At 65.2% G+C, this 12,657-nt stretch carries 11 protein-coding genes; 7 read left to right on the forward strand and 4 right to left on the reverse strand.

The window, feature by feature from the left end; translation table 11 throughout:
- Nucleotides 1-7: 7 nt before the first annotated feature.
- Complete coding sequence (locus tag C7435_RS02515) at nt 8-1,963, reverse strand: flagellar hook-length control protein FliK (protein WP_170150318.1); 1,956 nt, start codon at nt 1,961-1,963, stop codon at nt 8-10.
- Between the two features lie 538 nt (nt 1,964-2,501).
- Between C7435_RS02515 and flgK the strand changes: the two genes are divergently transcribed.
- From flgK to C7435_RS02535, 4 genes are all read left to right on the forward strand, one after another.
- Nucleotides 2,502-4,643: a flagellar hook-associated protein FlgK gene (gene flgK / locus C7435_RS02520; protein ID WP_075189480.1), complete on the forward strand. Its 2,142-nt coding sequence runs from the start codon at nt 2,502-2,504 to the stop codon at nt 4,641-4,643.
- 14 nt (nt 4,644-4,657) lie between these two features.
- The gene (locus tag C7435_RS02525; RefSeq protein WP_075189481.1) at nt 4,658-5,572 is read left to right on the forward strand and encodes a flagellin; all 915 of its coding nucleotides are present in this window, start codon (nt 4,658-4,660) and stop codon (nt 5,570-5,572) included.
- 111 nt (nt 5,573-5,683) lie between these two features.
- Nucleotides 5,684-6,901 carry a tRNA 2-thiouridine(34) synthase MnmA gene (gene mnmA / locus C7435_RS02530; RefSeq protein WP_121209891.1) on the forward strand — a complete coding sequence of 406 codons (1,218 nt, stop codon included), beginning with the start codon at nt 5,684-5,686 and terminating at the stop codon, nt 6,899-6,901.
- 1,044 nt (nt 6,902-7,945) lie between these two features.
- The gene (locus tag C7435_RS02535) at nt 7,946-8,665 is read left to right on the forward strand and encodes an SEL1-like repeat protein (RefSeq protein WP_121209892.1); all 720 of its coding nucleotides are present in this window, start codon (nt 7,946-7,948) and stop codon (nt 8,663-8,665) included.
- On the opposite strand, the gene C7435_RS02540 is transcribed toward C7435_RS02535, so the two are convergent.
- A complete protein-coding gene (locus C7435_RS02540) occupies nt 8,662-9,045 on the reverse strand; it encodes a CPBP family glutamic-type intramembrane protease (RefSeq protein ID WP_170150319.1) in 384 nt (127 codons plus the stop codon). The genes C7435_RS02535 and C7435_RS02540 overlap by 4 nt on opposite strands.
- Nucleotides 9,046-9,210: 165 nt before the next feature.
- Here C7435_RS02540 and C7435_RS02545 point away from each other — a divergent pair, with 165 nt between their 5' ends.
- Complete coding sequence (locus tag C7435_RS02545; RefSeq protein ID WP_075189325.1) at nt 9,211-10,401, forward strand: thiolase family protein; 1,191 nt, start codon at nt 9,211-9,213, stop codon at nt 10,399-10,401.
- Between the two features lie 118 nt (nt 10,402-10,519).
- A complete protein-coding gene (locus C7435_RS02550; protein WP_121209894.1) occupies nt 10,520-11,203 on the forward strand; it encodes a hypothetical protein in 684 nt (227 codons plus the stop codon).
- A gap of 52 nt (nt 11,204-11,255) precedes the next feature.
- On the opposite strand, the gene C7435_RS02555 is transcribed toward C7435_RS02550, so the two are convergent.
- Complete coding sequence (locus tag C7435_RS02555) at nt 11,256-11,624, reverse strand: hypothetical protein (protein WP_075189327.1); 369 nt, start codon at nt 11,622-11,624, stop codon at nt 11,256-11,258.
- 13 nt (nt 11,625-11,637) lie between these two features.
- Nucleotides 11,638-12,018 (reverse strand): hypothetical protein, encoded by a 381-nt coding sequence (locus tag C7435_RS02560; RefSeq protein ID WP_121209895.1) that lies wholly within the window; start codon nt 12,016-12,018, stop codon nt 11,638-11,640.
- A 120-nt stretch (nt 12,019-12,138) separates the two neighbouring features.
- Here C7435_RS02560 and C7435_RS02565 point away from each other — a divergent pair, with 120 nt between their 5' ends.
- Nucleotides 12,139-12,627: a TetR family transcriptional regulator gene (locus C7435_RS02565; RefSeq protein ID WP_407658330.1), complete on the forward strand. Its 489-nt coding sequence runs from the start codon at nt 12,139-12,141 to the stop codon at nt 12,625-12,627.
- The last annotated feature ends 30 nt before the right edge of the window (nt 12,628-12,657 follow it).

A 12,657-nucleotide genomic window follows, 5' to 3' on the forward strand; every position in this document is an offset into this window, starting at 1 on the left:
TCTACTCCTAGACCTGCACATCGACGCCGGAGCGTCCGGACAACAGGAAGCCGTAGGCCGAGCGCGGGCGGGATGCGAGTTCATCCTCCGCGCGCTGCGCCAATTCAGTGGTTTGTGCGAAAATCGGCAGGGCCTCACCTTGGCCGCGACCGTCATCGCCGGTCGGGGTCTCGCCGTCATTCATCTGGAAGCTGAGCCCGTCCTCGTCGAGTTCGAGTCCCGCCTCGGCCAGCGAACGCTCAAGGTCGCGCGCCGAACGCTGCAACTCGTTGAGGGTCTCCGGACGTTCGACGGTGAGCACAGCGTGCACACGATTATCGGCGCGCAATTCGATGCGGACATCGACCTTGCCCAGTTCGGCCGGGTCAAGGCGGATATCGAAGACGCGATTGCCGTTCGAGACCTGTTTGGTGATCTGTCCGGCCAGTTGCTGGGTCGTGTGCGGCGTGAAGCGGGGCGTGTTGGTGGCCGAGCGATCGGCGGCCATGCGCCCGTCGACGCGCGACAGGTTGAAATCCGTCTCGGCCTGCATGGCGGCGTCTGCCGCTGCCTGGTCGGGATTCACGACGGGTTGGGGCTGGGCGCCGGTCTGCAAGCCCGCCGGCGGCGTGATCGGGGCACCGCTCTGGGCGGCGGTCGGGAGCGTGTCCTTGCCGGCCGTCAGGGTGGCCGCCGGATCGGCGGAGGACGCTGTCGGGCTTGGCGTTCCGGTTGTCGGATTGCCGCCATTGCTGCCAGTGCCGGAATTGCCGGACTGGCCACCATTGGCACCGGCATTGCCGGCTTGTGACAGGCCGCCGGTCGGCCGGGCGGCGAGGCCGCTTGCGGTCTGGATGGCCGGGGCATCGCTACCGCGCTGGCGCAACGGCGCGTTCTCGCTGGCATTGACAGCCGCCGCGGCCTGTTCCGGCGCGCTTGCACCCGTGGTGGGGGTGGCGGGCGCCGCTGAGACGGCCGGATTGCCTGTTGCCCCCGGTGCTGGCGGGTTCAGGCCGGCGGCCGCGGCTGGCGGCTTGGCGAAGGGCGTCGGCTTGACGTCGACATGCGCACTGTCAGCTGCAGTGCCGGACTTGGCGGCATCGGGTTTGGCGGGCTGGCTGGCGACGGCGGTCGCGACCGGCACCGGCCCGGAACGGGGGGCCGCTTCGTCAGCAATGGGCGACACCGGCGACGGCGTTGTCGGTGCGGCGGGCAGAACCGGCGCTTCGCCCGAAATCGCTTGTGTCTGGACCGCAGCGGTCTGGCCTGTCGCGGTCTGGCCTGTCGCGGTCTGGCCTGTCGTGGCTTGGCCTGTCGTGGCTTGGCCTGTCGCGGCCTGGAGTATTGCGGCGGGTGTGGTTGCGGCTGGTGCGGTTGCGCCAGGCATTGTCGGGGCCGGCGTCGCGGCCGGACCGGCAGGTGATGTCGCGGCCTGAGCCGGTGCTGCGGAATTGGCGGCGACCGGTTTGGGCAGAATGATTTCCGATACCGGCTTGTCGGCGGAAATGGCCTTGTCCGAGGCCGCTGCCGGAGCGGCAGCCGGAGCGGAGACCGGAGCGGCAGTCGGTATTGCCGGGTCGATCACGTCCTGGACGGGCATTGCGGGCTTGCTGCGCGTCGGGCTGACGGCTGCAACCGGCGTGACCGGCACAACGATCTCTCCGGCCAGCACTGCATCCGACGTATCATTGGCGGCCGGCACGCCTGCCGGGCTGGCGCCGGCGATTTCCAATGGCAGCGGCGAGGCAGAGGTCAGCGCGCCGCCGCGCACCGTTCCGGGCGTTGCCGGAGCGGTCGTGGCCTGGGCTTGGGCCTGATTGGCATTGACCAAGAGCGCGAAGGGCGATGTCGCCGCCACGCCGCCAGGCTGACCCGTGCCTTGCGTCTGCGGACCACCGGACGATGTTGCGGCCGGCTGCGCAGTCGCGCCACCGTTTCCGCCCGTCATGGCCAGCAGGTTCGCAGTGTTCAGGTCCAGCGTCATGGCGCCCTTCGTCGGCATCAAGGCGCACGTCACGCCTCGTCTCGAAGTCATGTTCGCAAGCCGTGTGCCAAGGTGCCCCCCCCATCTATCTAATTGATTTACCGTATTAATTTTGAGGTAACACCTTGCGGTGGGCAGGAACGTCCGGTCGGCCTTGCCCGCCGGTGGGCGCAATTTGCCGGGTCGCCGGCTTGGCATGGCGATCAGGGGCTGGCGCGCGTGTGAGTCCCTATGACCGCGCGTGATCGCGCGCGCGATCTGCGGGTGTGAGGTACGGTGGCCGCGTTTTTCATCCCTTGGAGTGTGGGGACAGCGTCTGGCCCGCCGCTTGCGATGGTTAAGGCATGCCCGGGCAGGTCCTGTGCGGGCCGGAATTCGGAAAGCGCATGAAAAAGCAAATGAAGGCAAACGGTTACGGCGTGGAATGCCCTGTGGAGGCGCCCTTGGGGGTGGCCGCCTCGCTGGGCAATGCTTGCCGCATTGACGGCAGAATCCGCCGCAACCGCCTCGTTTTTGCCGACTGCGCAGGGAGCCAGCCATGTCATTGAGCGGTATTCTCGGTAACGCCCTGTCGGGGCTTCAGGCAAGTCAGGCCGGCTTGCGTGCGTCGTCCAACAACGTCGCCAACGTCAACACGCCCGGCTATGCCCGCACCATTGCCAGTTTCGAAGCCCGCAATGTCGGCGGCGTCGCCATGGGCGTCCAGGTCAACGGGATTGTCCGCATCGTCGATCGCCATCTGCAGCTGACCTCGCTGCGCTCGATCTCGGAAGCCAGCGTCACCGCGACGCAGGCCAATGCGCTCGACCGCCTGCAATCGCAATTCGGCAATCTCGACGATAGTGGCTCGATCTTCGCCCGCCTCAACTCGGCCTTTGCCGGCCTGTCGCAAGCCAGCGTCGACCCGACCCTGTCGGTCTCGCGCCTGTCGGCAACGGCCGATCTGGACAGCTTCTTCACCGAATCCGAGCGTCTGTCCGGCGAGATCCGCGCCCAGCGCATGGAAGCCGATGCCAAGATCAATGCCACGCTGCAACGCTCCAACGAGATCCTGCGCGAGCTCTACGAGCTGAACGCCAATGTCCAGAGTGTCTCGGCTGGCGGCGGCGACAGTTCCGGCGCTGAAAACCGGGTCTCCGAACTGCTCGATGAATTGTCCGAATACATGGATGTCCGCGCCGACTTCCAGGGCGATGGCCGGGTTGTCCTGCGCACCACGGACGGCGTCCTCCTGCTCGACAATTATCCGGCCAATCTGACCTACAAGGTCTCCGGGTCCGGTTCCTACGGTGTGGAGTATGGCAAGATTTATGCGGAATCGCCGAATGGCGGAAATCCGCAGGAACTCGACAGCCATATCCAGTCGGGCGAGCTGCGGGCGCTGATCGACCTGCGTGACCGGACGCTGCCGGACGTTGCCGAGGAGCTGGCCGAGATGGCGGCCGGTGCCGCCGACGCGCTCAATGCGGCCCATAACGATGCGGCGGCCTATCCCGCACCGCAGACCCTGACCGGCCGCAATACCGGGCTGGACGCCGCCGATGCCCATAATTTCACCGGCGCGACCACGCTCGCCGTGGCCGACAATACCGGTCAGCTTGTGCGCCGCGTTGATGTCGATTTCGATGCCGGAACCTATTCCGTGGATGGCGGCGGCGCGGTCGCCTTTGGCGCGACAGTCGGCGATCTCGCGACGGCCCTCAACACCGCACTGGCCGGGGTCGGCACGGCGAGCTTTACCAATGGCACGCTCAGCGTCGCCGCTGACTCGGCCAATAATGGCGTCGCTTTCCTGCAGGACGAGACCACGCCGTCGGATCGTGGCGGCCGTGGCCTGTCGCACTTCTTCGGCCTGAACGACCTGGTCCGCAGCGACGTGCCCGGTTTCTTCGAGACCGGCCTGTCGGGCACCGATCTGCACCAGTTCTCGACCGGCACCTCGCTCAATTTCCGCATGGACACCACCGACGGCAAGACCGCGGGCAGCTACACCATTCCGATGGTCACCGGCGAGACCGTTGACGACATCGTCACCGCACTCAACGACCCTGCCACCGGCATGGGCCGCTATGTCACCTTCTCGCTCGACGGCAATGGCAAGCTCTCCTACACGGCCAATGCCGGTTATGAGGGTTACGAGCTGTCGCTGACCGGCGACGATACGGCGCGCGGCACGTCCGGCGTCGCCTTCTCGAAACTCTTCGGGGTCGGGCTGGAAGCCAAGGCGGCGCGGGCCGAGGCCTTCTCCGTCGACAAGGCGATCCGGGCCGACAGTTCACGCCTGGCGCTGGGCAAGCTTGATATCGATGCGGCCACCGTGGTCGGCGACTACGTCCTGGCAGCCGGTGACAATCGCGGCGGGGCCGGTTTGCAGGCGGCCCTGTCGGCGCCGCGGACCTTCAACGCCGCCGGCTCCCTGTCGACCTCGACGGCCAGCCTGGGTGATTATACCGCCCGGATCGCCGGCACGATCGGTTCACGCGCCGCCCGCGCTGAAAGCGAGGCGGCCTCGGCGGCAACCCTGCAGGCGACCGCGGCCCAGAAGCGGTCCGATGTCGAAGGCGTCAGCCTGGACGAGGAATTGGCCGCGATGACGCTCTACCAGCAATCCTACAATGCCGCCGCGCGCATGCTGCAGGCGGCCAAGGAAATGACCGATACCCTGATGGGCATCGTCTAGGAGGCAATGACGACATGACCCGTGTTTCCACCTTCGCCGCCAACCAGAGCGCCTTGATGGACCTGATGAAGGCCCAGAAATCCCTGCTCGACGCCCAGAAACAACTCACCACCGGCAAGTTGGCGACCGATCTCAAGGGCGTCGGCCACCAGGCCGAGACCCTGTCGGCGACCCGCGCCGCCCTGCAGCGCGCCGATGCCTTTGAGGAAGCGGCCGTTCGCACCGAGGCGCGACTGGAAAGCCAGGACATCGCGATGGGGCGGATGGCCGATGCGATCACGGATTTGCGGCTGGCGGTCACGTCCAAGGATGGCGACTACACGATGCACCAGGTCCGCGAGGCCTTCTACCAGATCTCCAACTCGCTCAACACGCAGCATGCCGGCACCTATATTTTCGGCGGCACCCGGACCGATACCCCGCCGGTGGCGACCAATGATATCAATGATCTGGTGGCAATGGGCACGGCCAGCGAGGCCTTCGTCAACAATGATCGCCGTCCGCAGGTCCAGCTCGACCAGAACCTGACCATGGAGACCGGCATGCTGGCCAGCGATGTCGGTGGGGAGGTGTTTGACAGTTTCAAGCGCATTGCCGACTTCAATGCTGGCGCCAACGGCCCCTTCGGCCAGCCCTTGAGCGCCGCCCAGGAAAGCTTCCTCAATGGCGAGATCCAGAACGTCATCACCGCGCTGGACAATCTCTACACGAAGATCGGTGAAAACGGCGCCGCCCAGGCGAATGTCGAGACCATCAAGAACTCGCATGCCGACCGCCAGGTTTTCCTGCAGCAGATGCTGTCGGATCTGGAAGATGTCGACATGGCCGAGGCCGCGACCCGTTTCCAGGCGGCCGAAACGGCGCTGAACGTGTCCGCCAAGACCTTCGCCTCGCTGAGCCAGGTCTCGCTGTTGAACTTCCTGCGCTAAGGGGGGAAGGGCGCGTGGGCGCCGGGCCTCTTACTTTTGCCACGACGACGGCGTATACACCCGCCTCCAACAACCGTTTGCTGCGGGCCTTGACCCCGCTGGAGGCGATATATGACGACCGACCTTACCGGCCGCGCCCGTGCGCAGGCCGATGACCTCATTTCCCGTTTGGGCCTCGCCGGCGATCCGCTGGGACTGGGCGGCAATCCCGGCGATCACCGCGTCGTGGTGGCCATGTCCGGCGGTGTCGACAGTTCCGTAACCGCCGCCCTGCTGCATCATCTCGGCTATGATGTGGTGGGCGTGACGCTGCAGCTCTATGATCATGGCGCCGCCCTGGCCAAGAAGGGCGCCTGCTGTGCCGGTCAGGACATTTACGACGCCAAGCGCGTCGCGGAGGCCTGCGGCTTTCCCCATTATGTGCTCGATTATGAAAGCCGTTTCCGCGAAGCCGTGATCGAGGAATTTGCCGACACCTATCTGGCCGGCTTCACGCCCATTCCCTGCGTGCGCTGCAACCAGACCGTCAAATTCGCCGATCTTTTGACCACGGCCCGCCAGCTCGGGGCTGTGTGCATGGCAACGGGGCATTACATCCAGCGTGTCACGGGCGAAAACGGGCCGGAGCTGCGCCGCGCCGCCGATACCGGCAAGGACCAGTCCTATTTCCTGTTCGCGACCACGCATGAACAGCTCGACTTCCTGCGCTTCCCGCTGGGGCATCTGAACAAGGACCAGACGCGCGAACTGGCCGAGGCCTTCGGCCTCATCGTCGCCGACAAGCCGGACAGCCAGGACATCTGTTTCGTGCCCAATGGCCGCTATGTCGATATTGTCGAGAAAGTCCGCCCCGGCGCCTCTCGTCCGGGCGAGATCGTGCATGTCGATGGCCGGGTATTGGGCACACATGAAGGCGTGATCCGCTACACCGTCGGCCAGCGCCGCGGTCTCAAGATCGCCGTCGGTGATCCGCTCTATGTCGTGCGTCTTGATGCCGAAAAGGCCGAAGTCGTTGTCGGCCCGCGCGAAGCGCTGGAAGTCGACACGATCGCTCTGAAAGAGATCAACTGGCTCGGCGAGGACGCCATGACCGATGGCGCCCCCATCCGCGTCAAGGTCCGCTCCACCCGCCCGCCCGTCCCGGCCGCCCTGTCGGTCGAGGGCGATGATGTCCGCGTGGTGCTCGCCAAGGGCGAGGAAGGCGTCGCCCCCGGCCAAGCCTGTGTCTTCTATTCCAGCGATGACGAAGACCGGGTGCTGGGCGGTGGCTGGATCACCAGCACCAGCGGTGGAAGTGGTGGTTCGAGCGGGGTGAGGTTGATCGGCTGAGGGCGGCGCTACGAGGCGCCACCGCCAGCGCTCCCCCTTTTTCATTTTTCCCGGAGGCGCGCAGCGCCATCCGGGACCGACGGGAGACTCATCGCTTGCCGGAGCGTTTCGTTGGTCCCGGCTCTCCGCCCCGCTTTTGCGGGGCTGCGGCCGGGATGACGGACTATCGCGTTTGAAAAATGCACAGCCCTCGCTTCTCCCCGACCGGGGAGAAGTGGCCCGCAGGGCCGATGAGGGGCGGCGCGTCAGCGCCATTAAAGACTTTCCCTGGCGCCGCTTCGCGGCGCGCCCCTCACCCCCTGCGCGCTGACGCGCTGCGGGACCTCTCCCCGGTCGGGGAGAGGCAGGTTATCCCACACCTCACCACCCTCACCGTCATCCTGAGACAAGTCAGGACCCAGTCTCGCACACGCGTTTTCGCCAAGCATGGCAATAGCTTGTCTCGCAGACTGGGTCCCGGCTTGCGCCGGGATGACGGTGTGTGGGGCGGGAAATTTCACAAAACTTATCCGCCCCCCTTTTGCGCCATCCCATAATCCCCGTTGTCCCGCGCTACTCGAGGCCCGGATTGGTGATCCGGGGGCGTTGGGAGTACGGAGCTCGTCCGGTTGCCTGGAAACACCGCCAGACCAACCCGGCGTGGCCATCGGCAGGGCGGCGGCACAAAGCTCGACCGTTTGTTCCTGTCGGTTTCGAGACGGGGCCGGCAACGGCCCTGACCAAATCTCCGTGTGCGAGGTGCCCCCGGCGCCACCCACAAAACTTACATAGCAAGGCACCGGCAAGGCACCTCGCACTCCTCTACTGCCCAAACCGCCAGGCGTTCGCGCCGTGGCGCGGGCCGGCCTGTCGATCACTCAAATCCAGGAAAGGAGACCGTCAATCAGACCGCCTTCCCGCCTGCCGGACCGGGCTTTCCACTCTGGCGCATCCGCGCCGCCGGTCGGGCGGGAAGGCGGCTGCAGGCTCTCCCGGATGCCGATGTCTGTCCTTGCCGGCAGGCGGGCGGACTGCCTATCCTGACCGCCAAACCTGCGGGGTGACATGCGTTTCTTCCTGATCCTTCTTTTCAGCCTTGCCCTGGCGGCGCCGGCAGCAGCCCAGCCGGAGTCGCCCGATCCGCAGCCCTATGTCGCGGCCTGTGAGGCCGGGGACGGGTTTGCCTGCAATTATGCCTACGGGTTGCTGCAGCGGGCCGACCGGAGTTTCTGGCAGAGTGAAGGCGCGATCGCGCTGTTGTTGCGGGGCTGTGAAGTCGGGTCGGACCGGTCGTGCTGGATTTTCGAACGCATCAACGAACCCAACCCCTATGATGATGTGCGCTATGACCGGCCGGTCTATCTGCCGGTGGCCCTGTCGGGCTGTGAAGGCGGCAGCACGATGGCGTGTTGGCAGGCGGCAGGCTTTCTGGAAACGGGTAGCGAGGCCGAGCGGGAGCAGGCTGCGGCCCTGTCGCGCCGCTCCTGCGAGCGGGGTTTCGCTGATGGCTGCGCCCGGCTTGCTGATGTGCTGGTATCGCTCGGACGTGATCCGTTGGACGCGCATCGCGGTGCCTGTTACGGCAATCGTCCGGGTCGCATGCGCAAGCAGGGCGATTGCGAAGCGGTGTGCGACGAGGGCGATGCGGCGGCCTGTGTCGAACTGGCCCTGATGTTCGAGCGTGGCCGCGACGGGGCGCAGACAATGCGCCGCAATGCCCGCCGCGCCGATGAGCTGTTCAGGCGGGCCTGTGACCTCGGTTCGCAGCAGGCGTGCGGCCACTAGACCGGTGCAGTCAGACCCTTCCAGCCGACCACGACCAGCCAATGGAGGAGGACCGGCGGCCAGATTGAGCCGCTGATCCGCCAGGCGAGCGTGCAGGCGAGGCCGAGGGCGGCGGTGATCGCGAGGAAGCCGGGTTCGAGAAAGACAGCTTGCGCCATCGGCAGGCCGAGCCAGGCCTGGACCGGGTGCCAGAGCACGAAGGCGGCAATCGCCAGTGCCGCCCGGACCCGGCCGCGACGACCGGCGAGACTGACTCGAAACACCAGTTCTTCGGCGAAGGCCGGGATGAGGATGGCCACTGCTGCTACCGCTAACAGGCCGGGCAGGTCGCCGGTCACAGCAAAGTTGACAGTTGGTTCAACTTCGTTGATCGCGAGCATGGCGACGATGAATCCGGCAAGGATTGGAAGGGTTTGCCCCCATTTGTCCAATCCCGGCCAAGTCCGGACCGCCCGTTTCGCATCTGCGAAATAACTTGACGCTGTGCCGCATAATTCGATCATGCGCGCCAGACTAAGCCAGAACAATCCCAGAGGAGAGATCAAATGAGTGCTGTGGACGATCCCATCGTCATCGTCGGCATGGCCCGCACCCCGATGGGTGGCCTGCTCGGCGAACTTGCACCGCTGTCTGCCAATGAGCTCGGCGCCATCGCCGTCAAGGCGGCCATGGAAGAAGCCGGCCTGGCCGGCGATGATGTCGACCAGGTCCTGATGGGCAATGTGCTGATGGCCGGCCAGGGCCAGGCGCCCGGTCGCCAGGCGGCGATCAAGGCCGGTCTGCCGAAATCCGTCGAAGCGACCACGCTCAACAAGATGTGCGGCTCGGGCATGCAGGCGGCCATCATGGGCCGCGCCTCGATCGCCTCGGGCGATGCCGACATCATCATCGCCGGCGGCATGGAATCGATGACCAACGCCCCGCACATGCTGCCCACCCATCGCGGCGGCTTCAAATACGGCCACGACACCATCAAGGACCACATGGCCCAGGACGGTCTTGAGGACGCCTATGAATTCAAGCCGATGGGTGTGTTCGCCGACATGATTGCGGAAGAACACCAATTCACCCGCGAGCAGCAGGACGCCTATGCCCTGGAAACCCTCGCCCGGGCCCAGCGCGCCACCAAGGACGGCGATTTCAAGCGCGAGATCACGCCGGTCACGATCAAGGGTCGCAAGGGCGACACGGTCGTCGATACCGACGAGCTGCCGCGCAAGGCGATGCCGGAGAAAATTCCGTCTTTGCGCCCCGCTTTTGGCAAGGACGGCACGGTGACCGCTGCGAATGCTTCGGCCATCTCCGATGGCGCCGCCGCACTGATCCTGATGCGCCTGTCCGAAGCCGAGCGTCGTGGCTTGAAGCCGATCGCCAAGATCGTTGCCACTGCCGCCCACGCCCATGAGCCGGCCTATTTCACCACCGCGCCGGTGCCTGCCATGCGCAAGGTCGTCGAGCGTGCCGGTTGGCAGATCGGCGATGTCGATCTGTGGGAAATCAATGAGGCTTTCGCTGTCGTGCCAATGATTGCGATGAAAGAGTTGGGCATTTCCCACGACATCGTCAACGTCAATGGCGGCGCCTGTGCCCTCGGTCACCCGATCGGCGCCTCTGGTGCCCGCATCATGGTCACCCTGCTCGCCGCGCTGGAAAAGCATGGCAAGACCAAGGGCGTCGCCTCGCTGTGCATCGGTGGCGGTGAAGCGACGGCGGTGGCTGTGGAGCGCTTTGCGTAATCCTGACAGGATGTCAGCGCGCCCTGAAGTCAAGCAGAGCTTGCCGGTAACGGTAATCTCTGCTTGATTTTTCGTCCGTTTGTATCGGTCAAATCGCCATCCAGATCAGGAGCGGCTCATGCAAAATTTTGACCCGAACAAGTCGTTGATATTCATCCACGTGCCTAAATCGGGCGGTCGGTCTGTGGCTGAGGTGGCGAAGGCCTGGTTTCCCGGTCAGTTTCGTCCTCACTACTACAATGAACAGGCCGCCCAAATGCCGCCCAGGCATGATTTGCGGGCGTTGGAGGCTGCCGGCACGCCTCCCGTCATATACGGCCATTTTAACAAGCTGCGCGGGTTCGGGGTCGAGCAATACTATCCCGATGTCGATCAGTTCATGACCGTCTTGCGCGACCCGTTGGAACTGATGATTTCGAACTATTTCTACGTCCGCAAGGTGGCCGCGGGCTGGCAGGATCAATCCCGGGTTCCACGGGGAGACCTCAAGGACAGCATCGCGCGAGACCCGGTAAACATGCTCAACCACTTTCCGCGCGACGTGACGCTGGAAAACTACAAGGACATTATCGAGACGTATTTTGTCGAGGTCGGCTTGACCGAGTTCCTGCCCGAATCGCTTCGGCGCATGGCCGAAAAAACCGGCAAGTCTTTCGATCCGAATAGTCTTGAGCACCGTAACGCGACTGAGCGTGATGAAACGGTTCCGGACGACATACGCGACGTCTTCCGTGAAGCTCACCCGCTGGAATATGCGGTCTACGACTATGTCCGCCAACGCTATGAATCTGCCGGGCGCTGATCGACCGGTCGGGATTTGTCAGAAGGGTGGGAGCCGGCCCTTTGCCGGCCTGTCATGTCCAAGCCGCGATCAGCAGCAAGGCGGCAATCGGCAGGAAGGCCAACCATGCCGGGTGTTTTGCCCGGCTCAGGGTCAGGGCGGCCAGACCGCTGATCGCGAAGATGGCGCTGCATATCGCAAGCAAGGCGCGATGCTGGGGAGCCGGGTCGCCATGGATGATCAGCATCATCACCGCGAGTCCCCACCAGGTCAGCGTGGTCAGGTGCCAGGCGGTGCGGATCAGGGAGCGAACATACCAGGGGCCATGACCCAGGGTCGGCAGGCCCGGTATCGCCAGCAGCGGCCGGATCAGGCGGATCTCGCCGGCGATGGAGTGGAAGAGGCCGACCAGCACGGTCAGGGTCGCAGCAGCAATGAGCATGGACGAACTCCGGTCAGGCAGGGGCGGCGATGATTGCGGCGATGCCAAGCGCCCCGGTCAGGGCGAACAGGCTGGTCGACGGCAGTCGCAGGGGCGCGATGCCGGCTTTCATTGCGATGATCGCGCTCAAACCCGACAGGCAAAGGGCCAAGGGGCCCAGCAGCAGCGGAAAGGCGGCGAAGCGCGGGTCCAGGGCGGTCGCCGCGAAGGCAATGGTCATGGCGGCCAGCAGGACTGTGGTGATGTGCCAGCAATAATAGTTCAGCCATTTGCTGGCGGGCGGCAGGTGCGTGTCCGCCAACAGGGGGCGGGCAACCTCCCGGCCGCCGGCGAAGGTGTGGATGAGGAAGGTGATGAGCGCACTCAAGCTTGCCAAGGCGGCCAGGATGTTCATGATCGATCCGTTCTGAATAATTTGTTCTAGAAAAAATGTTCTATTATGGGCCGACCGTCAAGCTTCCTCGATGAAACTGTCTTCGCCGCCGTGGCCAATTGCCTGGTCGAGCAGGGGGAGGTGCGCCTGCAGGCCGTTACGGCGACGGCCGGTGTATCGACGGGATCGATCTATCACCGCTTCGGATCCCGGGAGGGGTTGATGGCCGCGGCCTGGCTCGACGCCGTGGCGGCATTTCAAAGGCGGTTTCTTGCCGCGCTGGCATCGCCCGAGGAGATGCCGGGGCTTGCCGCGGCGCTGGTCACGCCGGCCTTCTGTCGGGAAGAGGTCGGGAGGGCCCTGATCCTCACCACCGGGCGGCGCGCCGAGATGATGTCCGACAAGGCGCCGCCGGACATGCGGCTCCGTCTCGACCAGCTCAATGCGCAGAGCAAAGCGGCGCTGGAGGCGTTTGCCCGGGAGCAGCGCCTGCCGCTGGCGCGGGTCCGGTTGGCGCTGATTGGCGTCCCGCTCGGGGCCGTCCGATTATATCTGCCGGCAAAGGCGGTGCCAGAGAGCCTCGACGCCGATATAAGCCGGGCCGTCATGTCCTTGCTGACTAGAGACTGACCGGCCCGCCCATGTTGCACTGGCGAAGCC

The sequence above is a fragment of the Maricaulis maris genome, assembly GCF_003634045.1.
In the GTDB taxonomy this organism is placed as follows: Bacteria; Pseudomonadota; Alphaproteobacteria; order Caulobacterales; family Maricaulaceae; genus Maricaulis; species Maricaulis maris.